Annotated in this window: 17 protein-coding genes; 7 read left to right on the top strand and 10 right to left on the bottom strand. The window is 61.6% G+C overall.

All coding sequences use genetic code 11. The features are described from left to right. Positions 1 to 483 (bottom strand): C40 family peptidase (locus ACYP01_RS02620; protein ID WP_459678567.1); only part of this gene is annotated, 483 nt, incomplete at its 3' end. A gap of 414 nt (positions 484 to 897) precedes the next feature. Here ACYP01_RS02620 and ACYP01_RS02615 point away from each other — a divergent pair. The 3 genes from ACYP01_RS02615 to ACYP01_RS02605 all read left to right on the top strand — a co-directional run bounded on the left by ACYP01_RS02615 (position 898) and on the right by ACYP01_RS02605 (position 3,171). Continuing rightward, positions 898 to 1,179, top strand: coding sequence for a DUF6412 domain-containing protein (locus ACYP01_RS02615; protein ID WP_003939922.1), 282 nt, complete (start codon positions 898 to 900; stop codon positions 1,177 to 1,179). A 112-nt stretch (positions 1,180 to 1,291) separates the two neighbouring features. Continuing rightward, positions 1,292 to 2,245, top strand: a complete 954-nt coding sequence (gene yidC, locus ACYP01_RS02610; RefSeq protein WP_003939695.1) for a membrane protein insertase YidC — start codon at positions 1,292 to 1,294, stop codon at positions 2,243 to 2,245. Between the two features lie 50 nt (positions 2,246 to 2,295). Beyond that, entirely contained in the window at positions 2,296 to 3,171 is an 876-nt protein-coding gene (locus ACYP01_RS02605; protein ID WP_030535283.1) for an oxidoreductase, read from the top strand. Positions 3,172 to 3,249: 78 nt separating this feature from the next. Here the strand turns inward: ACYP01_RS02605 and ACYP01_RS02600 are convergent, their stop codons facing one another. From ACYP01_RS02600 to ACYP01_RS02575, 6 genes are all read right to left on the bottom strand, one after another. Next, positions 3,250 to 4,257, bottom strand: coding sequence for an NADP-dependent oxidoreductase (locus ACYP01_RS02600; RefSeq protein ID WP_007733944.1), 1,008 nt, complete (start codon positions 4,255 to 4,257; stop codon positions 3,250 to 3,252). After that, positions 4,254 to 4,682, bottom strand: a complete 429-nt coding sequence (locus ACYP01_RS02595; RefSeq protein ID WP_459678563.1) for an organic hydroperoxide resistance protein — start codon at positions 4,680 to 4,682, stop codon at positions 4,254 to 4,256. Before ACYP01_RS02595 ends, ACYP01_RS02600 begins: the two co-directional genes overlap by 4 nt. Then, positions 4,679 to 5,140 carry a MarR family winged helix-turn-helix transcriptional regulator gene (locus ACYP01_RS02590; RefSeq protein ID WP_003940568.1) on the bottom strand — a complete coding sequence of 154 codons (462 nt, stop codon included), beginning with the start codon at positions 5,138 to 5,140 and terminating at the stop codon, positions 4,679 to 4,681. The genes ACYP01_RS02595 and ACYP01_RS02590 overlap by 4 nt, the downstream gene beginning before the upstream one ends. 79 nt (positions 5,141 to 5,219) lie before the next feature. Further along, positions 5,220 to 6,602, bottom strand: coding sequence for a condensation domain-containing protein (locus ACYP01_RS02585; protein ID WP_003940563.1), 1,383 nt, complete (start codon positions 6,600 to 6,602; stop codon positions 5,220 to 5,222). Continuing rightward, entirely contained in the window at positions 6,602 to 8,068 is a 1,467-nt protein-coding gene (locus ACYP01_RS02580; RefSeq protein ID WP_459678560.1) for a condensation domain-containing protein, read from the bottom strand. The genes ACYP01_RS02585 and ACYP01_RS02580 overlap by 1 nt, the downstream gene beginning before the upstream one ends. Beyond that, complete coding sequence (locus ACYP01_RS02575) at positions 8,001 to 9,497, bottom strand: condensation domain-containing protein (RefSeq protein WP_050654763.1); 1,497 nt, start codon at positions 9,495 to 9,497, stop codon at positions 8,001 to 8,003. Before ACYP01_RS02575 ends, ACYP01_RS02580 begins: the two co-directional genes overlap by 68 nt. 470 nt (positions 9,498 to 9,967) lie before the next feature. On the opposite strand from ACYP01_RS02575, the gene sthA reads away from it, so the two are divergent. Both sthA and ACYP01_RS02565 read left to right on the top strand, forming a co-directional pair. Next, positions 9,968 to 11,380, top strand: coding sequence for a Si-specific NAD(P)(+) transhydrogenase (gene sthA / locus ACYP01_RS02570; RefSeq protein ID WP_007733953.1), 1,413 nt, complete (start codon positions 9,968 to 9,970; stop codon positions 11,378 to 11,380). Positions 11,381 to 11,531: 151 nt separating this feature from the next. Next, positions 11,532 to 12,434, top strand: a complete 903-nt coding sequence (locus ACYP01_RS02565) for a hypothetical protein (RefSeq protein ID WP_003940348.1) — start codon at positions 11,532 to 11,534, stop codon at positions 12,432 to 12,434. A gap of 325 nt (positions 12,435 to 12,759) precedes the next feature. Here the strand turns inward: ACYP01_RS02565 and ACYP01_RS02560 are convergent, their stop codons facing one another. Next, a complete protein-coding gene (locus ACYP01_RS02560; RefSeq protein ID WP_459678557.1) occupies positions 12,760 to 13,194 on the bottom strand; it encodes a hypothetical protein in 435 nt (144 codons plus the stop codon). 50 nt (positions 13,195 to 13,244) lie between these two features. After that, on the bottom strand, positions 13,245 to 14,246 hold the full coding sequence (locus ACYP01_RS02555) for a helix-turn-helix domain-containing protein (RefSeq protein ID WP_202425989.1): 1,002 nt from the start codon (positions 14,244 to 14,246) through the stop codon (positions 13,245 to 13,247). A 364-nt stretch (positions 14,247 to 14,610) separates the two neighbouring features. Here ACYP01_RS02555 and ACYP01_RS02550 point away from each other — a divergent pair, with 364 nt between their 5' ends. Further along, positions 14,611 to 17,130, top strand: coding sequence for a helix-turn-helix transcriptional regulator (locus tag ACYP01_RS02550; RefSeq protein WP_083056828.1), 2,520 nt, complete (start codon positions 14,611 to 14,613; stop codon positions 17,128 to 17,130). A 6-nt stretch (positions 17,131 to 17,136) separates the two neighbouring features. On the opposite strand, the gene ACYP01_RS02545 is transcribed toward ACYP01_RS02550, so the two are convergent. Then, entirely contained in the window at positions 17,137 to 17,892 is a 756-nt protein-coding gene (locus ACYP01_RS02545; RefSeq protein ID WP_459678553.1) for a MerR family transcriptional regulator, read from the bottom strand. Between the two features lie 321 nt (positions 17,893 to 18,213). Here ACYP01_RS02545 and ACYP01_RS02540 point away from each other — a divergent pair. After that, positions 18,214 to 21,276, top strand: a 3,063-nt coding sequence (locus ACYP01_RS02540) for an indolepyruvate ferredoxin oxidoreductase family protein (RefSeq protein ID WP_459678550.1), incomplete at its 3' end; no start/stop codon positions are given.

Genomic DNA, 21,276 nt, shown 5'->3' with positions numbered 1-21,276 from the left:
CTCCCCGGACGTCGGGGCGTGAACGATCTCACCGCCTCCGGCGTAGATCCCCACATGCTCCCCGCCGTAGTGCAGGACCACGTCACCCGGCTGTAGATCGTCCCGGGAAACTGGAGTGCCGCCAACCGCCTGGTCGTAGCTGGTTCGCGGAATCGAAACGCCCGCTTGTGCATAGGCCCATTGAACGAGACCGGAGCAGTCGAACGAGTCCGGCCCGGTCGCGCCCCAGACGTACGGAGCGCCGATCTTGGACTCTGCGGCTGCCAATACGCGGCCTGTATCCGAGGAAGCGAAAGCTGACACCTTCGCCGGATTCGTGTCGACGGAAACTGCGGCGATGTTCCAGTCCCGAAGCACGGGGGCCTGAGCGTTCGCGGTGTCGATACTCACGGCAGGGGTTGTCAGGGAAAGAACGCCGACGACAAGCGCTCTTCCGAGTGCATGCTTCCTCGTGCGGGGGTCGGTGAATCGGTGGTGCGACATTTCTCGTGTTGCCTTTGCGTCGATGCGTCCCGAAGCAGGTGTCCAGCTGGGTGTGATCGGGCTTCGGCTTGCGACACTCAGCCTGGTTGCGCCTCGACGTGTTCGCATCGGTCAGTTGGACGGGGTGCATACCTGTTTCGAGCGGCATTGTGGGTGCAAGGCCTGTTGATCGATCGCGAGAACTTCGACGGACTTTCGTGATCCGAATCAAGGAGGGCACGGCGGCCGGCCTCACCCCGGCTCCGGTCAGGCGATTCGCAGCGGGAGCGCCGAACGCTCAACAGTGGCACGGTCGGATGGACCACGATCCTGCGCACAAATGGCTGCGCGAACAAGTACGTGAGGCAAGCGTCTGGCTGGATTCGGCAGACGTTCTGTACTCTCGCAGTCATGCAACAGCGGAGTACAGGAACGGTGACACGGTCACTGTTGCTGCTTCTGCTGCCGTTCATCGCTCTTCTCGCAGTGCCTCCGCTTGGTTCCTCGGGTAGCGCCGCGGTGCTGGGAACTGCGATTGCCGTCTTCGTGGTCGCTGCGCTCGCAACTTCCTCGAAGTACGAACTTCTGCAACTGTGCGCGGTTTCGGCCACTGGCCCGTCTGATGACGAACGCTGCCTGCGTGGTGCTTTCCGCAGGCAGAGCAGCCCGGACGCGCCCGGTCGTCCGCAACCTCGAGCTCCGGGAATCGGTCTGTAGATCGGCAGTCGGCGGGTGTGAACTCGTCGTAGGTCGGTCAGACGTCTTGCGTCCACGACCATTCCCGCGCTCTCATCTCTCTGAGCGTGCCATTCGGTGAGGTTCATTCGTCATGCTCGATTTTGTCTACTACCCCGTGTCCGGAATCCTCTGGTTCTGGCACAAGGTCTTCTCACTGGTCTCCGGATCACCCGACAACGGCGTCGTGTGGGCGTTGTCGGTCGTATTTCTCGTCTTCACGCTCAAAGCCCTGCTGTTCAAACCCTTCGTCAAGCAGGTCCGCACTCAACTGGTGATGCAGAAGCTGCAACCTCAGATCAAGGCGTTGCAGAAGAAGTATTCGGGTGACCGGCAGAAACTCACTGTAGAGATGGCCAAGCTGCAGAAAGAACATAATTACAGTCCGTTGCTCGGCTGTCTGCCGATGCTGGTTCAGGCACCGGTGTTCATTGGTCTCTATCACGTCCTGCGATCGTTCAATCGGACCGGAGCGGCATCGCACGTCCCGTTTCTGAGCCCGACCGAACCGATGTCGGTGGCGGACAACGCGAACACGGCCAACTACTTCTTCAGTGCCTCGGATGTGCAGTCTTTTCTCGACGCCAAACTGTTCGGCGCACCGTTGTCCGCCATGATTTCGAGCCCGGCAGCACAACTGGAAGCATTCGGCGACGTCAGCCGTATCTCCATCATTCTGGTAGCTGTACCGCTGATGATATTTGCCGCCGTCGCTACACATTTCACATCGCGGGCATCCATCGCGCGCCAAGTGGACACCGGAACCGTCAACCCTCAAACAGCGATCATGAACAAGCTCGCATTGTGGGTGTTTCCGGTGGGGGTGATCGCTTTCGGTGCGTTCGCGCCCGTGGCGATCCTGCTGTATTTCGTGAGTAACAACTGCTGGACGCTGGGACAACAGCATTTTGTGTACGGACGCATCGCTGCGGAGCAGAAGGAAGCCGAATCGTCGCCGACTCCCGGAATGACCGCGCCCCCGTCGCCCAGAGTGGCTGCACCGCCGCTGCCGGGCGCCAAGCCCATCCGCGCCAAGCGCAGGCGATGACGGAAAGCGACCCCTCCCTACCGGCGAGTAAGGCACGTACGCTGGAAAGCATGACCAAATGGACCGCAGAAGACGTAGTCGATCAGACCGGCCGCACATTTGTCGTCACGGGGGCGAACAGCGGACTGGGTGAGGTAGTCGCACGAGCGCTGGGCAAAGCCGGGGCCGACGTCGTCCTCGCCTGTCGTGACACCACGAAGGCCGACGCCGTAGCCGCCGAGATCGGGCCCAACGCGGTTGTCCGCAAATTGGACCTCTCGGATCTGTCGTCGGTACGAGCCTTCGCCGACGCAACGGAGAAGGTCGACGTCCTGGTGAACAACGCCGGCGTGATGGCGGTTCCGTTCCGCCGGACGGTCGACGGATTCGAAATGCAGATCGGCACAAACCATCTCGGACACTTCGCATTGACCGGATTGCTGAAGGACAAGCTCACCGATCGTGTCGTGACGATGTCCAGTGCCCTGCATCAGCTCGGAACTGTCGATCTGGACGATCTCAATTTCGAGCGTCGGAAGTACAACCGATGGTTGGCCTACGGGCAGTCCAAGCTTGCCAATCTGTTGTTCACGTACGAACTTCAACGCAGGTTCGCGGCGTCGGGATCTTCGCTCAAAGCGCTCGCTTCGCATCCGGGATACGCGTCGACGAACCTGCAGGGGCACACCGAGTCGATCCAGGACAAGCTGATGGGAATCGGCAATTCGATCTTCGCGCAGTCCGCGGAGATGGGCGCCCTTCCCGAACTGTGGGCGGCAACCGCGCCGGATGCCTTCGGCGGCAGTTACATCGGACCGGACGGTCCGTTCGAGCAGCGAGGGTATCCGAAGGTCGTGGGGTCGAACAAGAAGTCACACGATACGAAGACAGCCTCGGGTTTGTGGACACTGTCGGAGAAGTTGACCGGAGTCTCGTTCGGGATTTGATTCAGATATGAAGGTGGCCGCGAACTTCGAGAAGTTCGCGGCCACTTTCATATCCGTTCGAGCTAGATGTTGTTCGGGTTACAGCGTGACAACCATCTTGCCGGTGTTCGCGCCGCGCATCAGGTCGATGAACGCTTGCGGTGCATTCTCCAGGCCTTCGACGATGGTCTCGTCCCACTGAATCTTGTTGTCGGCGAGCCACCCTGCCATGTGGGTGCGGAATTCGCCACCGAGGTGACGGTAGCCGCCCACGAGGAATCCGCGCAGTGTGAGCTGCTTGCCGATCACCAGTGCCAGGTTGTGGGGAGCGGTGGGCTTCTCGGTGGTGTTGTACTGAGCGATGGCTCCGCACAGGGCAATCCGGCCACCCTGGTTCATGGCATCGATTGCGGCTTCGAGATGCTCGCCACCGACGTTGTCGAAGTACACGTCGATGCCGTCAGGGGCGGCAGCGGCGAGTAGTTCGGTGATCGGGCCGTCGTGATAGTCGAATGCCGCATCGAATCCGAGTTCGAGAAGTCGGGCAACCTTCGCCGGTGAACCGGCGCTACCGATTACTCGCTTCGCTCCGAGCAACTTGGCGATCTGACCGACGAGCGATCCGACGGCACCTGCTGCGCCGGAGACGAATACGGTATCGCCTTCCTTGAACTCCGCAACCGCGGTGAGGCCGGCATACGCGGTGAGGCCAGTCATGCCGAGGGCACCCAGGTAGGCCGTCGCCGGCGCGATGGACGTGTCGGCCGGAGTCACTGCGGATCCGTCGAGGATGGCGTATTCACGCCATCCGAGGCCGTGGACGACGACGTCGCCCACGGCGCGATCAGTCGACTTGGATTCGACGACCTCGCCGACAGCACCACCGTCGAGCGGCGCACCGACCTGGAACGGCGGAAGGTAGGACTTCACGTCGTTCATTCGGCCGCGCATGTACGGGTCGACGGAGATGGCGATGTTGCGGACCAGGATCTGGCCGTCTTCGAGTTCGGGGAGTTCTACTTCGGCGGTGGCGAAGTTCTCCGACGTAGGCCAACCGTTCGGGCGTGAAGCGAGACGGATTTCCCGGCTGACAGTGGTAGTGCTCATTCGTCGTCCTTACTTACTTCGAGGGTGACCTCGATGTTGCCGCGAGTTGCATTGGAGTACGGGCACACCTGGTGTGCCTTCTCCGTCAGCTCGACGGCCTGATCATGGGTTAGATGGGGGAGTGAAACCTCCAGCGTCACAGCGAGTCCGAAGCCTCCTGCACCGTTGGGGCCGATGCCGACCCGCGCGCCGACTGCGGAATCAGCCACGTTGGCCTTCTCGGCACGGGCGACCATCTGCAGAGCGGAGTGGAAGCATGCTGCGTATCCGGCGGCAAAGAGTTGCTCGGGGTTGGTGCCTTCGCCGCTGCCACCCATTTCCTTGGGAATGGCGAGGCCGAGATCGAGGCGTCCGTCCGAGGTGCGAGCGTGACCGTTGCGGCCTTCGCCGGTGGCAAGTGCTTCTGCGGTGTAGACGATGTTCATGACTTCTTCTTTCCGTCGGAGTGGGCGTTGGATGCTTGAAGTGACTCACCGAGACGAGTGAGAACGTCTCGGAGTTCGGTGAGTTCGTCGTTACTCAGACCAGTGGCGCCTGCGAGCTTGGCCGGGATGTCCTCGGCCTTGCTACGCAAGGTGGAACCCGCCTCGGTCAGGTGAATCTCGACGCGACGCTCGTCCGTGGTGAGGCGTCGGCGCTCGATGAATCCCAGACCCTCCAGCCTCTTGAGCAGCGGCGAGAGAGTTCCGGTATCGAGATCGAGTGCCTCACAGATCTCACGCACGCCCCGGCCGTCTCGTTCCCAGAGTGTCAACAGGACGAGGTACTGGGGATACGTGATTCCCAGGTCGTCGAGCATTGCCCGGTACGCGGCCGTAGTGGCCCGCGACGCCGAATAGAGGGCGAAGCAGACCTGGCGTTCGAGAGCGAGTGGGTTGGTCACGAGAACAACTGTAGCGCACAGTTAAGTTGTGCACAACAAAGCAGTGTCAAATAGATCTACGGATAGGCGGCCGTTTCGTCTACGGCGTCGACAGGATCTCGGAGACATGCGAGAGGAAGGTGTGCACTGTCCGGGCAGCGGGCGCAGGAAACCTGGTCCGCACTGCCAATCCGTCGTGAGTTCGTGAGAACCAGAACTGAACGTCGTCGGCGTTCGAGACGCGACTGAGTTGCTGCGGATTGATCGGCGCAGGCTGTGATTCGCTGGACTTTGATTTACGGGGGCGAGATCCACCGGGCATGGTTCGGTAGTCGGCGTAGGACACCGAGAAGATGTCTCTGCGAGTGGGCGAAACCTCGGGCCCCAAGCTCCGCAACACCTGCCTCGACGACACGGACGACAGTGAAAGTGACTCGTGGAAAGCGAGATTGACTGCCCGGGCAGTGCTGTGAAGATTGTCCATGCTCGTCACGGTGATGGGCGCATTGGCTACCAGCCATCCGAAGGTGTGGTTGTGTCGCGGTTCCCGACGCGTGTGAACAGGGAACAGTAGGTGCGTGTCCCTCTTGCCGGTCAATTGTGTTGTGGCCAAACCGATCGACGCAAGAATTGCACCGAACGACGAGTGCCGATGATCGGCGCAGTTCTGGTCGAACAGCTCTGCTTCGTCGGCGTCGAGGAGCATTCGGGTGTCTGTGCCCTGGGGCGACATCGCCCCGGCGGGCAGTCCCAGATCTACGGGAAAATGGGGAGTGTCACCCCCGCATGCTCGGAGGAAGGACCGCCAACCCGCAATCCGGTGGTCGCCGGGCTCTGGATCCGCGGTTGCCGATTCCCGGAAGCAGTAGTTGAGGAAACTCCCGGGCTCCGGAAGGAGATCAGACGCGATCGGATCACGGTCCGCCCGCGTGTATTCGCGATACAGAGTGCTGATCTCGGTAATTGCGATGCTCATGGACCAGCCGTCGCAGATGGCATGGTCGAACCCGCAGACCACTGTCGACTGGTCCTCGCGGGTGATGGCACCGAGAAAGTACGCGGGAAACGCGAAAGGATTGCACCATCTATCCAAGCGCTCGCCCAAGAGTTCTCGCACCTGCTCCGGTGTTCGCGCGTCAGCCACTGTTTCCTCACGCAGGCGCAGATCGCCGACGTCGGCGACGTCGACGAACAGTGCCGAGGATTCACCCGATTCTTCGGCCTGGGAGAACGAGCACGACAGGGCGTCGTGACGGGACGTCCATTCCTCGAAGCTGGCCTTGAGTGCGTCCGTGTCGATTGGGCCGGGAACGTCGAAAGTGGCAGCGAGCCAAGTCGTATCGCCGCGGCTGCCGGCAAGATGCAGCTGCTGATTGGAGGTCGGAGGAACCGGATACGTCGTTCCGGTGGAGATTTCACTCGGCGTCCACTGCAGAATGCGGCCCGGCCGTGCCTCGAACCTGTCGAGAAACGTGATGTGCATCAGGCGGTCTCCACTTCCTGACGTGCATCCGCCTGACGCACGACACGGTAGTCGCCGGTATCAGCGACCGTTCTCAGGACGTTGCGAAGGTGTCGTAGGTACCGGTTTACCGATGTGTGCGCCTGATCGGTGTCCGGAAAACTGACCATCACGTACGTACGGTCTTCCTTCCGGTTGATCCACATCGACAGATCACCCGTCGTTCCTGGCCCACCCAGTGCCCGCGCCTCGAGTTCGTCATGGTGCTCGGCACCTGGAATCAGGCGCATGTCGATGTACGACACCATCGGCGGGACCGAGGTTCCACCGATGTCGGATCCGGTCAACTTCGACACCTGGGCGATCACCGAGTGAATGGACACGTCCGCGAGTCCCTTCACCGCAGCGCGAGCAGCGTGGGCAAGGGGGAGTGCATCGGTAAAGTTCGTGACACCGCTCAGCGTGAACGAGACCGGGACGAGATTGATGAACCAGCCTTGGGAATAGAGGTATCTCGGATCGGAGCGAGTGCCGACTGCGTTGAGCGCGAAGTAGTTCGCTCGATCCGCAACTTCGATCTCGGTGAGGGCGAGGGCTGCGAAGATCCCCGTGGAGAAGCCGACGCCATTGGACTTGCACAGCGCTGCGAACGCGGCTGACTCGTCGCTGTCGAGAACGTCGATATGTGTGCGGGTCGACCGGGTCTGTTCGCCGCTCGCGACACCGAGGTCGAGGGGGAACGTCGGGAGTTGGCCGGCGTTGGCGGCGAGAATCGAAATCCACTGCTGCACAGGCGCTGCGGCCAGGTCGAGGTTCCCCGCGGATGTCCGTTCCTCGCCGCTGTACTCGACGTAGCTGCCGGGAGAGGGAAGTTGAGCGTCGATGCCGGCGCTTTCGGCGATGTACAGCGCACGAAGTTCTTCGACGCCCAGCATCAACGACAGGCCGTCGGTGTGCGAGTGATCGACGCCGTAGTAGACGGTGAAGCCGGCGCCGTGCTCGACGACGCCACTGATGAACGAGGGCCATTGCAATGGGCTGGTATCGCCGGCGAAACTTCGGCTCACATGCTCGCGAACCGCATCTGTCGTGTTCAGAGAACCGACGCTGTGCGGCGTGAGTTCGATCGTCGACGCATCCACCACGTGACGGTCGATGACCCCGCTACCGTCGGGATCTTCGGATGATCTCACCTCGAACCAACTGTGCAGTGTGTTGTGCCGCAGGACAAACGCCTGGACCGCCCGACGCAGTGCCTCCCGATCGAGATCACCGGGCAGAGTGAACGTGAATCCGATCCACGGTGACCAGTCGACGCCTTGTGCGCGCTTGTGATCGGCGGTACGAATGTGTCCTTCCTGTAGGAACGAGAGCGGTTGGTCGCTCCGTGGTGCCCCGGATGCCGCCGCCAGGGATTGTTCAGTAGGCCTGAACTCGGTGAGCGTCCCGGCTTTCGGTGCCCAGAGATCGATGGGTGTCATTTCCATGAGAGTTCTCCTCGATCGGTGCAGCGGTTTTGGTCGGAGGTGCGAAAGTGTCGGTCGAGAAGGCAAAGTCCTCCATTTCGCGGCGTAGGAGTCCCGCGAACTGATGGATGTGGCGGCTCGTGCGCGCGTTGCCCGGGTGGCGTATGGCCAGATTCAGCCCTTCGGGAGTCCGCGTGAGCCAGATGTAGACGTCGGTTCCCGAATGATCTCGACTACGAAGGCCCCTGGTCTGCCAGCTCGTCCATTGCTCGGCACCAGGAACGTGACGAACGTCCATGTACGAGAGCACGAACGGCAGGTGCTGCGGGGAGTCGATCAGCTCGCACACTTTCGAATACGGCAGTGCCGCGGCGGGGCGGACGCGTCGTATCTCCGTGCCGGCAACCTTGGCCAGATCGCTCAGGGTTGCGGCGGGGGCAATCGGAATCCTCACCGGCACAACACCGATGAACCATCCCAGCGACGCGGCCCATCGAAGCTCCGAACGGGTGTGTTGCGGCACGACGACGCGGAATTCGTCTGCACCGGTGAGATCGCCGGTCACCTTGGCCGCGCACGCGAGTATCGCGGCCAGGAATCCTTGGTTGCTGCGCTTGCTCGCTTCTGCCAGGCGTTCGGCTCCCCGGGCGCTCAGAAGCCAGGCAGACAGGCTCTGCTGAGGGACTCGGCGTCCGGTGACCGGTTCGGGTAGCGCTGGAAAGTACGGAGCCTCGCCCTGCGCGTAGAACTCGCGCCACGTCTGCACTGCCGGGTGAGAGCGGTCCGCGTGTCCCACGAGATCTCGTTCCTTGGTGCCGAAGTCGATGTAGCTTCCGGTCTCCGGCGGCGAGGGAGGGCTTCCCTCGCTCAACGATCGGTAGATCGTCTGCAGTTCGTGCGCGGTCAACGCCACCGAATATCCGTCCAGCAGAGCATGATCAGCGGCAAAAACCACGGTGAAGTGGTTGGGGCCTTCGATCGTCGCGAACTGATACGCAGGCCAGACAAGTGGATCGGTCGATCGGTCGAGCAGTTGCTGCAGATGCGTGAAGACAGACATCGAGGACGCAAGGTGTCCGACCTCGGTGCCCAGAATCCGGACGTCTCCAGACGCCGCGGTGCGTCGGACTATCGTTTCGCCCTCCACGGCGACGTGTGTTCGGAGCACTTCGTGGCGATCGATCCAGTGATCGAGAGCGGCCGCCCAGATCCTTCGGTCGAGTCGGTCGTGGATGCGAAACGAGGTACCCAGCCACGACGGAGTGCACACGTCGGTCTGATGGTGCACCTGCCGTTTCGCCTGCTGGGCATGTTTCAAGTGTGCCTCGTGTATGTAGCTGGCGGGACGCTGGTCGACAGGCCACAGCTCGGGCGGATTCACCGCGGCGGGAGTCCACTCGGTGACGGTCCCTGGAGGTAGGGGATAGTCGGCAAGTTCCGTGAATTCCATTGGGAAACCTGATCTCTCGAGATGGCGAAAGGTGGGGATCGTGAACGGGGCGGATGTTTGTAACCGAGAGTGACAGATGATTAGTCAAGGCAAGTAGAACGCGGCCCGAGGCTCCGCGCAACTGCTTCGGTGCGGGATGTGACGAGGAACATTCCGCTCGTTATTTCGGACAATTCGAATACTGGACATCCGGTTTACGGCCCTGGTCACCTGTCAGTTGATCGATCAATCACTCTGTGGTGAAACAAATTTCAACAGACCGTTGTGAATTCCGTCGGCGACGAAGCATGTGCGCATGCGAACGTCGGAATATGTTTATGTGTAGCAAGTTTCGTATGGATTCGGCTGTATCTCTTTTAATTGCAACAGGGTTCGTGTACTGCCGTCGTGTCGTTTCGGCGCGCGGATTGTTCACCGAGTATTGACATGCTCGGCATCTGCCGGTCGTATGCAGACGGTATTTGTAAGCGATGACTGATCCGATGGAATACGACCTGGTTGTGATCGGCTCCGGCCCGGGTGGGCAGAAGGCTGCCATCGCGGCGGCCAAGCTGGGTAAACGGGTAGCGATGGTCGAGAAGGGCAACATGCTCGGGGGAGTGTGCGTCAACACCGGCACCATTCCGTCGAAGACGTTGCGTGAGGCGGTTCTCTACCTCACCGGGATGAACCAACGCGAACTGTACGGCGCGAGTTACCGCGTCAAGGAGAACATCACTCCGGCCGACCTGCTGGCGCGAACCCAGCATGTCATCACCAAAGAAATCGAAGTCGTTCGATCTCAGCTCCTGCGCAACCGCGTCGAATTGTTGGTAGGGGTCGGCTCGTTCGTCGACGAGCACACCATCCTCGTCGAGGACGCCTCGCGCGGAGACAAGATGACGATCACGGCGAAGTTCGTCGTGATCGCGACCGGAACGTTGCCTGCTCGCCCGGCGGGGGTGTCCTTCGACAGTCACCGGGTGCTCGACTCCGACGGAATCCTCGATCTGACCTCCATCCCGACCACCATGGTCGTCGTGGGCGCGGGAGTGATCGGTATCGAGTACGCATCGATGTTCGCGGCACTCGGCACCAAGGTCACCGTCGTCGAGAAGAGGACGTCGATGCTGGACTTCTGCGACCCCGAGGTCATCGAATCGCTTCGATTCCATCTACGCGATCTGGCGGTCACTTTCCGATTCGGTGAAGAAGTGACGGCCGTCGACGTCGGAGCGAACGGAACGCTTACGACGCTGCGCAGCGGCAAGCAGATTCCAGCCGAGACCGTGATGTACTCGGCTGGACGGCAAGGCCTCACGGCGCCACTCGCGCTGGAGAACGCCGGGCTCGAAGCCGACGAACGTGGCCGTATCTACGTCGACGACAATTTCCGCACCAAGGTCGAACACATCTACGCCGTCGGTGACGTCATCGGATTCCCGGCGTTGGCGGCGACGTCGATGGATCAAGGTCGACTCGCGGCCTATCATGCCTTCGACGAACCAGGCGCGAAGCTGATGGATCTGCAGCCGATCGGCATCTACTCGATTCCCGAGGTGTCGTACGTGGGCGCCACCGAGGTCGATTTGACCAAGGAATCGGTGCCGTACGAGGTCGGGGTTTCCCGATACCGCGAACTCGCACGCGGGCAGATCGCAGGCGACACCTACGGGATGCTCAAGATCTTGGTGTCGACGGATGACCTGAAACTGCTCGGTGTTCATATCTTCGGCTCGGGTGCAACGGATCTCGTGCATATCGGCCAAGCGGTGATGGGGTGCGGCGGGACCGTCGAATACCTTGTCGACGCCGTCTTCAACTATCCGACACTGTCCGAGGCGTACAAGGTGGCGGCGCTCGACGTCATGAACAAGATCAGGGCTCTCAAGCAATTCCACTAGGGGTCGGGGTGTCCCCAGGTACCGGTCAGGGACGGTCGGTGTACTTCTCGGGTAGCACTTGTTCGAATACCTGAGGGTGATGTCAGGCCTGGGGAAATAGGGCAGGGTCTATCTCCATGACCATTGCCCAGGAACTTCGTGTGGAATTTCGATGCTGATCGGACTGATTGCCGCGATCGTGGCATGCGTCGGGTACGGCGTTGCATCCGTGCTGCAAGCCTACGGCGCGCGCAAGTCGGCAGCTGCCGCCGAGCAGCGTGGCGAGGCCGGACACGTGACGGCGTCGGGTGGCCCGACCTTGCGTTCGACGTTCGCGGCCGCGCTGACGGCGTCGTTCATCCTGGGCACCGTGCTCGATGCGGTCGGATTCGCCGGAAGTGCCATCTCCGCGCGGCTCATTCCACTGTTCTTGTCGCAGACAGTGGTCAGTGCCAATCTCGTCATCACGGCAGTGCTGGGGACCGTGGTCCTCGGCATCCAGTTGCATCGTCGCGACTGGTTCGCGATCGCTGCGGTGATCGGATCGCTCCTGCTGCTCGGATTGTCGTCAGGTCACGCGGGCGGTGGGAGTTCCAACGACGTCGTCCATTGGGGTGTCCTCGTGGGCTCGGCGTTGATCTTGCTGATCGGCATCGGTTTGATCCGATGGTTGGGCTCACGCGCAGCAGTTGTCGCCGGGTTGATCTCGGGTGTGCTGTTCGGCTGTCTGGCCATTGCCGTACGCGTGGTCTACGGAATCGATCCGTTCGAAATCGGTACGATGCTCCGCGATCCGGCCGGCTGGGCGATCCTCGTCTCGGGCCTGGGCGGTTTCTATCTGCACACGGTGGCGCTGCAACTGGGATCCGTCAACGGAGCGACAGCGGCTCTGGTTGTCGGCGAGACGGTCGTTCCGGGAATCGTCGGCGTCGTGGTGCTCGGCGACGCGTCGCGACCGGGCCTGGAATGGCTTGCCGTCGTCGGATTCGTCGGAGCGATCGCGGGCGCCGTCGCCGTGGCCGTCTTCGGCGCGGCGAGCCACGAGGAGAAACCGGTCGAAGAAGTTACCGTCTGATGCGGTAGCGAAAAGCTGTGCCGTTCGATCGGTCAATGGGTAACGGAAACCGCGTTCTCGCAGATAGTTCCAGTGCGCCCCAACGTCCCGCATACGTTGTGCGGTCACGGGCAGCGGGACGAAGAACGGAGGAAAGTGATGAGCAGCTTGGATATTCAACGCTGGTCGAACGACTTCACCGCGCTGACCAAGGTCATATCGGAAGGCATCGAGCAGTTTGTTCTCCGGTTCATTTCCAGCTGAAGTGATCTGAGCTCGTTGCCCGTCGTGGAATTATTGATCTCCACCGCGATTCGGAGGACGAATCGTGATAAAGCAGAGGTTCTTACGAGGTCTGGGAGGCCTGGGCGGGGGCGAGCAGGTAGGAGAACACGTACGTAACTGCGGCGATGACCGCCAGTACGATCAAGGACATCGGGAACCCTGCGGCATCTCGCACCGGGTCACCGGTAGCGACGACAGCCGCCATGGACACTCCGATTACCAGCAATGTCACCGCCAAGGCAGAGCACGCAGCGAACCGATGCTTCCAGCAGCAGACTGTGCGCGCCGGCCATGTGTGGCTTGTTCTCAGGGCGCAGCGCCCACCTGCAACAGCGCTCGAGCCGACAATCAGCCCTGCCAGCGCTCCGATGAAGGCGGGTATGAACAGTCCTACCCAGGACCAGGCTCCATCGCCGACTATCGGGATCATCACGGCGACACCTGTGACCGCACCTGTGAGCGCAGCCAGACTCAGTTCCTTGTCGACCCAGCTCATGGATCAACTAGAACACAGGCACGCTCGCGAGGCTGTGGAGTATCTCGGATTCAGGGGCTGAAGAACTCGAGTCGGCGGTGCAGGCGTGCGATCGACGGGTCCCCGATCGTGCGTCTGCCGTCGGTTCGGGCTTGGCTCGGGGTCATCCCGTAGAAGTCCTTGAACGCTCGCGCCAACTGGGATTTCGAGGTGAAGCCGCATCGCAGGGCCAACGCTTCGATCGTTTCGTTCGGCATCTCGGTTCTGGTCAATTCGCGGTAGACGAGTTCGAGACGCTTCCGCCGAATGACAAGAGCTATTCCGCCGTCGGATGCGAATGCGCGATAGAGCTGTGCCCGGGAGACGGACAATGCTGCGCACATGCTCGTCGGGCCGAGCCAGGTCTCCGAGAGATGCTCGGCGATGTAGGCGTACGCACGATCGCGGAGAGAGTGATCGGGCCGCGGCGACAGATCAGGTTCGGCGATACCCAAACTGACACGAAGGAGGGAAGCGACGACGTCCTCGTAGCCGGCCGCAGCATCGGGGTCGAGATGCGGTAGCGCGAGTACGACCGATTGCATGCACTGAGCGAGCACGACGGCAGGAACTCCGCGCAGTACCGTCCCGTGTAGAGAACGACCCTTCGACTCGGCCTCGACGAGGGAACGCGGTGCGAGGAGTGTGATGGTGCGCCCTGTCGATTCTGCCTCCGCGTCGGCGGTCCAGGTACGCCCGAGGTCGAAGAATGTGACATCGCCTTGACGTGCGACGAAATCGACTCCGTCGGCGTTGCCGCTCAACTGCCCGTCGAGGACGACCTGGACCATGTATTCATCGTCGAGTCCGCTCTCGGCGATCAGCCGATTGTTTCGGGTGTACTTCTGTGCGTTGAAGGTAGTTTGACCGATCAACGAGGTTCCGATGGAAAGCGCTGTGATCGAGCCTTCGAGGGATGTGTCAGGGTCAATTCGGTCGGTGACGAAGAACGGACGTGTGGCACTGCGCCAGAAGTCGTCGGCGTCCGCAGGATCGACCGATCGGGTCGACACGCGGATGCGGGCGGAATTCATCGACACGCGGGCATGATATGTCAGATCCCGCAGGTCGCAGTCACTCTCCCGCAAATAGACGCCAATAGTGACCGAGCCCACATAATGAGACAAATCGGGCGTATTTGTGAGACGGCCAGTGCTCGCGTGTCGCGGCGAAGCTGTCTATGTTGTTCGTTATGGGTGGACAGGTTGGGAGTTCGATGCTCGAACGAAATCTCGAGTTCGGCGGGGATCGACTGCTCGTTTGTCGGCCATCGTGACGTCCACTTCGAATCGATCGCAGCTATCTCGAGCAAAGCGAAATCCTCGAGGAAGGGGCACGCTGCAAAGGCGGCTTGCCGGGCGTGGAGCCACGGCGATTCGTCCCCGCCTCCTCGGATTGATGGAACGCTCGGCGGGATTGACTGTCATCGATTCGCCGCTTGGGTTCGGCAAGACGGAACTCGCCGCGTTGTGGCTCACGACTCTCGGGCAGGTGCCGAGCAGACCGGTTGTCTGGGTGCCGGCGCCATCGCATCGGATGACCCCCCTCGAGTACTGGAACACCGCGCTCGCAGTAATTCAGGATTCGCTGGAATCACTCGAGGCCCCGCCACGAATGCGCGAGGATCCAGTGGGCGCGATCGAATCACTCCTCGACTCGTCGCCCGCACCATTCGTGTTGGTGTTCAACCGCATCGACCTGGTTGAGGGTGACGAGGTGGGACGCCGAATCGTGGATCTGATCGTGCGGCTTCCCGGATTGAAAGTAATCGTCACGCTGCAGGATCGGTCTGCGACGGACTTGCTCGAAGACGTCCGCGTGGACGAGTACCTGTGCGCGAACGACCTCAGATACACACTCGACGAGTCCACCGTTCTGTTCGCGGAGGCAGGGATCCACCTTCCCTCGGGCATCGTCCATTCGATCTGTGAACGCGTTGCCGGCGTTCCCGTGCTGATGAAGGTTGCTCTGAGTGCGGTTGCGGGGCTGAGTGAACCGAGCCGTGGACGCGAACGCGTTCAGCAGCGAGTGGACCAGGCGATCCACGCGTACGTCAGTCGGACCGCTCCTCGATCGGGCAAGTCGCTCGAGTTGTTCGACTTCGCGACTACGATCGCCGCTGCCCGCACGGTGACACCAGAGATCGCTCGTGTCCTGTCCGACGATCTTGACGTGGAGGGCAAACTGGACTTGCTCGAGTCTTTCGGTCTGATCTTCCGGAATGGTTTCGAGGGAGAACCGTCCTGGTACTTCGCGCCGTCAGTTCGACTGGCATTCATACAGATACGGGCCGAACAAGGGGATGGATTCGAAGATCCCTTCCAGGTTCTCGTCGATCACGCTCTCGGGACTTCGGATATAGCCGGTGCCGTTCACTACGCCTTGGACGGACGCAAGTGGACCAGGGTGCTCGACATACTCGAGCGTCACTGGGCTGATCTTCTGGTCGATCACACCGGATTGGTCCGGACTGCGTTGCAATCCATACCCGGTGACGTACTCAGTTCGAACCCTTCGATTCTGGTGGGTCGTGACCTGCTCGAATCACGTCTGCGGCCGCAGTTGATCAACGGCGATTCATTACCGACGGAACCGGCGGAATTGCGTGCGATAGGTGGTAGTCCGCATGCGCACAGCTTGTTGAACGTCGGAACTGTCCAATCGGTGGTGCTGAGAACGTCCGGTAAGTACCAACGCTCTACCGAGATCACGCGCAAATTGGCGCACGTCGTGTACGGACTCGGCGACGAGTCGTTGGGTGCGTTGGGGTCTCAACTGCCCGCCCTGCGGTTGATCTGGGGGGTCTCGCATCAATTGACCGGTGACCTCGGTGATGCCGCGGTGGAATTGCGACTCGCCTATCAAGGTGCGGTGCAACATGGTCCGGAGTTCGTCCTGCGTCACGCCGCAGGCAATGCCGCGCTCAACTCCGCGCTGATCGGGGACGTCGCGCACGCGACGGACTGGCTGCACCTGGAAAGCACACACCCGGACGTTTCGGGATGGTTGGGACCGCCCTCGCACATGGGGGGAGCGATCGCACGGGCACTGGTGGCGTGCGACAGCGTGGACCTGCACGCCGGCGCTGCCGCGATGGACGCACTCGCCGAGGTCACACCGCCGGGCGACCTGTGGGCGTTCGCGGCCTACACTTACACCAGATTTGCACTGCTGCAATCGGACCCGTTCTCAGGGTTGATTTCCCTCCAGCGCGCAGTGGCAACGCACGGGCACGTGAATCCGTGTGAACGATCACTCGGTGACGCGCTTCTCACCGCGGCACGTATCGATCTTCTGTTGGCGTCCGGGGAGGGTACCAAGGCGCTGGAAGAATCACTCGCTGCGCCACATACGTTTGCAGTTGTCACGGTCTCCGTAGCGCGGGCGCATCTCCTGACCGGGTCGTCGTCCCAGGCATTGGAATTGTGCCGCGAAATCGACTGGAGCGGGCAGTATCTCACGAGGTTTCGGCTCGAATCCCTGCTGATCGAATGCGCTGCTCTGTGTGAACTGGGCAGGATCCCCGCTGCCGCGAGTACATGGGAGGAAGCTCGCGGACTGCTCGAAACCTCCGGTGTCCTGTCAGCCCTGGCGACGATACCGCGTGATCTGATCAGGCAACTCGAAGATCGGGCCGAGGGCTCGAGCAGTGTCGTCGCGACCTTTCTCGAATCCGAAGCGGCGCAGATGTATCCGGCGGCCATCGTTCGGGTCCAATTGACGAAACGGGAGATGGACGTTCTCGTGGAACTGGGTCTCGGCATTCCGATCGGTGAGATCGCGCGGCGGTTGTTCGTATCCAACAACACACTGAAGAGTCACCTCCGAGCCTTGTATCGCAAACTCGGTGCGCATTCCCGGGAAGAGGCTGTCGCGGCAGCGCACCGACACAACCTCCTCGGCAGTGGGCAGGACTGATCGACGTCAGTGCAGATTGCGCTCGGCGTAGACCTTCATCGCGTCACGGACCAGCGAAGCAGTGCCTTCTCCGTACTTGTCGTAGTTTGCAGTGAAGCGGGGATCGTCGACGTACATCTGGCCGAGTCCGGTGAAGGCGTCGGCGCTGGGAGTCCTTCCCTGCCAACCGATCTTTATCCACTCGAACTGTCTTCGGGTAATCGTCTGGACGTCGTCGCTTTCCGCGGACAGCCCCGCTGTCAGTGCTTTTCCGAATGCCGCTGCGATGTCGGCTTGAGATTGCAGATGAGCTTTACGGTCCTGCTCCGACATCGACCGCCACCAGTTGTCGCCGCTGGTGTAGGCGTCCTTGCCCCAACGCTCGATGACCTCGTCCTTGTATCGGGTGTGGTCGAACCCGTCGAAAACATCTTCCGGCATGAGTGATTCACCATTCTTCGTCTTGTTCAAGGTCCTGTTGACCGATTCGATCTGTCTCGAGATCCGCGTGCGCTCTTGCTCGAGGAGTTCGAGGTGCGTACGCAGTGCGGCGGCCGTTTCGCGTTCGCCGGTGAGGACTTCGGCGATGGCCGGCAATCCGAGTCCGAGTTCCCGAAGTAGAAGGATGCGTTGCAGTCGCACCAGGGCGTCTTCGTCGTAGAAGCGGTAGCCGTTGGCGCCGATGCGACTCGGTTCCAGGAGTCCCAAATCGCCGTAGTGACGCAGCGTTCTGCTGGTGGTACCTGCGGATTTGGCGAGTTCTTGGATGGACCATTCGCTCACGTGGAGTTCCTACTCTCGGATCGGTTGTGCTCATTCAGCATGCAAGTTGACGTTGCGTCAATGTCAAGAAAGTTCTCGGTGTGCATTGTCGGGAACGTTTTATGTCCGTTTCGCCGTATCGCCACGAACGGGTCTCCAACTGATTGATTCGATGACCTAGGTCACGTGATTTGGCTCACAAATTGTCAATTTGAATAGTTGAACAAGCCTCTGTTGACGCTTTCACATACCTCGACCACGATCATCTGAACAGATCGAGTTACGCGGTTGTTGAAAATGCACGGTAGTTGAAATGCACTGCAGACGGAACGGTGGTCCACGATGACTGAACTGGTGTCGGGCGTAGCCCAGGCCAAGCCCTATGACCTCGATGATCGGTACCGGTCGGGATCGGGACCGGTGTTGCTGACCGGTGTTCAGGCAATTGCACGCGGCTTCGTCGAGCAGCACGTTCGCGACATTCGGGCAGGTAAGCGTATTGCCACCTTCGTCTCCGGTTACCAGGGCAGCCCCCTCGGTGGCGTCGACAAGATGCTTCACGGCATGCCCAAGGTTCTCGCCGAGCACGACATCACCTTCATCCCTGGCTTCAACGAGGAGCTCGCCGCCACGGCGGTATGGGGAAGCCAGACGGATCTCCCCGCCGGAACCGCGACCCACGACGGCGTGACCGGCGTCTGGTACGGCAAGGGCCCCGGCGTCGACCGCGCTACCGACACCATTCGCCACGCCAACATGTACGGCGTGAACCCCAAGGGCGGCGTCGTCCTCCTGGTGGGCGACGACCCCGCGTCGAAGTCCTCCACGGTTCCGGCCGTCAGCGAGCGCTCGCTTGCCGCGATGGGCGTGCCGGTTCTCTTCCCACGCAATGCCGAAGAGATCATCACGATGGGTATGCACGCCGTTGCTCTCTCGCGTGTCTCCGGTTGCGTCGTAGCGCTGAAGATCGTCGCCGACGTCGCAGACGGTGCCTGGACGATCGACGGCAGCATCGCGGACTTCGACATCGTGGTTCCGGAAGTGCAGTTCGAGGGCAAGCCCTTCGTCTACAAGCAGCGTCAGATGGCCGCGCCGCCGGACAGTGTCATCGCCGAGGCCGATCTGTACGGCCCGCGATGGGATCTTGTGCACGCGTACGGAACTGCCAACAACCTCGATGTGATCGAGGTCAACCCCTCCGGTGCGAAGATCGGTATCGCCGCCACCGGTACAACTTTCGACTCCGTCCGACAAGCTCTGGCAGACCTCGGCGTCGATGATGCCGCGCTGCACCGCGCCGGGATCCGTCTCCTTCGCATCGGAATGTGCTACCCCGTCGTGGGCGAGAAGATCAAGGAGTTCGCCGAAGGTCTCGAGCAGATCGTCGTGGTCGAGGACAAGACCGCGTTCATCGAAGCTCAGATCCGGGAAGTCCTGTACGGCACCGACGATGCCCCTCGCATCATCGGCAAGCGTGACGGCCAGGGCCGTCTGCTCATGCCTGCCAGTGGTGAACTGACCGCAGGCCGGCTGCTCGCCCCGTTGCGCCGCGTACTGAAGCCGCACGTCGAACTCAAGCGCACCCTCCCGGCCCCGCTGTCGCTGAACGTGCTCTCCGCCAAGCGAACCGCGTACTTCTGCAGCGGGTGCCCCCACAACCGTTCCACCGCTATTCCCGAGGGTTCCATCGGCGGCGGCGGAATCGGTTGCCACACACTCGTCACCATGTCCGGCCGTGAGGACAGCGCTGTCACCGGCTTGACGCAAATGGGCGGCGAGGGCAGCCAGTGGATCGGGCAGGCACCGTTCACCGACGTGCCTCACCTGTTCCAGAACATCGGCGACGGCACCTTCTTCCACTCCGGTCAGTTGGCTGTCCAGGCATGCATCGCCGCAGGCGTGAACATCACCTACAAGTTGCTCTACAACGAAGTAGTGGCGATGACCGGTGCACAGGACGCGGAAGGTGCCCTCTCCGTTGCTCAGCTCAGCCACAAGCTGACCACCGAGGGCGTCAAGCAGATCATCATCTGCGCCGACGAGCCTTCGCGTCACAACAAGCGCGCTCTGGCCAAGGGCACCAAGCTCTGGCACCGCGATCGCCTCGACGAGGCCCAGAAGGAGCTTCGCGAGATCAAGGGCGTCACAGTGTTGATCTACGACCAGCACTGTGCGGCCGACGCTCGTCGCCAGCGCAAGCGTGGCACGCTGCCCACTCGCAACACTCGCGTCGTCATCAACGAGGCAGTGTGCGAAGGCTGCGGTGACTGCGGTGTGAAGTCGAACTGCCTCTCGGTCCAGCCCGTGGACACCGAGTACGGCCGCAAGACGAAGATCGACCAGACATCCTGCAACACCGATTACACCTGCATGGACGGCGATTGCCCGTCGTTCGTGACCGTCGAATTGGTACCGGGCAAGAAGGCTCCGAAGGCCGCACGTCCCGTCCCGCCCGTCGTCGCAGACCCCGATTTCGGACCGCTCACCAGCACGCAGAACGTGTTCCTCGCGGGCATCGGTGGCACCGGCATCGTGACCGTCAACCAGGTGCTCGCAACGGCTGCACTGCGCGCCGGCCTCGAAGTGGAGAGCCTTGACCAGATCGGACTGAGCCAGAAGGCCGGACCGGTTGTCTCGCACCTGCGTTTCAGCTCCAGCGCGCTCGAGCCGTCCAACCGCCTCACTCCGGGCAGTGCGGATTGCATCGTCGCCTTCGACCTGCTGACCGCGACGGACAACAAGAACCTCGACTACGGCAACGCCGAGAAGACGGTCTCCATCGCCTCGACGTCGCAGACGCCGACTGGAGACATGGTCTACGACAAGGCTGTTCGCTACCCCGAGGAGACGTCACTCCTCGCCCGTCTCGACAAGGTGTCGCGCACCCTGCGTTCGTTCGACGCACTCGCCGCGGCACAGGAGTTGTTCGGTAACACCGCAGCAGCCAACTTCCTGCTGATCGGTGCGGCCTACCAGAGCGGCGGACTTCGTCTGCCGGCAGAGGCCATCGAAGAAGCGATCGGCATCAACGGCGTTGCCGTGGACGCGAACATCGCGGCATTCCGTTGGGGTCGTGCAGCAATTGCCGACACCGCAGCGTTCTCGGCCGTCACCACGCCGGCCAAGTCCGTCCGCGAACCCGTTGTCGCACCGGCTCACATGTTCGCCGGAACCACCTTCACCGGTGAAACCCTGCGACTGGTGGAACTGCGTGCGGCGCAGCTCATCGAGTTCCAGTCCGTCAAGATCGCCCAGCGCTACATCGATCAGGTTCAGGCAGTCTGGACCGCCGAACGTGCCGCAACCGAGCGGACCGATTTCAGCGAGGCTGTTGCCCGCGGCCTGTTCAAGTTCACCGCGTACAAGGACGAGTACGAAGTTGCTCGTATGCTGGTCGACCCCGCA

The organism is Rhodococcus sp. no. 34, assembly GCF_054589475.1.
The sequence above is the reverse complement of the archived record's forward strand: the minus strand, read 5'-3'. Positions and strand labels throughout refer to the sequence as shown.

What these genes read in the sequence shown, in the direction of transcription:
- yidC (WP_003939695.1), top strand. Translation starts at nt 1,292, where the DNA reads ATGCTCGATTTTGTCTACTACCCCGTGTCCGGAATCCTCTGGTTCTGG.
- ACYP01_RS02605 (WP_030535283.1), top strand. Translation starts at nt 2,296, where the DNA reads ATGACCAAATGGACCGCAGAAGACGTAGTCGATCAGACCGGCCGCACA.
- ACYP01_RS02600 (WP_007733944.1), bottom strand. Translation starts at nt 4,257, where the DNA reads ATGAGCACTACCACTGTCAGCCGGGAAATCCGTCTCGCTTCACGCCCG.
- ACYP01_RS02595 (WP_459678563.1), bottom strand. Translation starts at nt 4,682, where the DNA reads ATGAACATCGTCTACACCGCAGAAGCACTTGCCACCGGCGAAGGCCGC.
- ACYP01_RS02585 (WP_003940563.1), bottom strand. Translation starts at nt 6,602, where the DNA reads ATGCACATCACGTTTCTCGACAGGTTCGAGGCACGGCCGGGCCGCATT.
- ACYP01_RS02580 (WP_459678560.1), bottom strand. Translation starts at nt 8,068, where the DNA reads ATGGAAATGACACCCATCGATCTCTGGGCACCGAAAGCCGGGACGCTC.
- ACYP01_RS02575 (WP_050654763.1), bottom strand. Translation starts at nt 9,497, where the DNA reads ATGGAATTCACGGAACTTGCCGACTATCCCCTACCTCCAGGGACCGTC.
- sthA (WP_007733953.1), top strand. Translation starts at nt 9,968, where the DNA reads ATGACTGATCCGATGGAATACGACCTGGTTGTGATCGGCTCCGGCCCG.
- ACYP01_RS02565 (WP_003940348.1), top strand. Translation starts at nt 11,532, where the DNA reads ATGCTGATCGGACTGATTGCCGCGATCGTGGCATGCGTCGGGTACGGC.
- ACYP01_RS02560 (WP_459678557.1), bottom strand. Translation starts at nt 13,194, where the DNA reads ATGAGCTGGGTCGACAAGGAACTGAGTCTGGCTGCGCTCACAGGTGCG.
- ACYP01_RS02555 (WP_202425989.1), bottom strand. Translation starts at nt 14,246, where the DNA reads ATGAATTCCGCCCGCATCCGCGTGTCGACCCGATCGGTCGATCCTGCG.
- ACYP01_RS02550 (WP_083056828.1), top strand. Translation starts at nt 14,611, where the DNA reads ATGGAACGCTCGGCGGGATTGACTGTCATCGATTCGCCGCTTGGGTTC.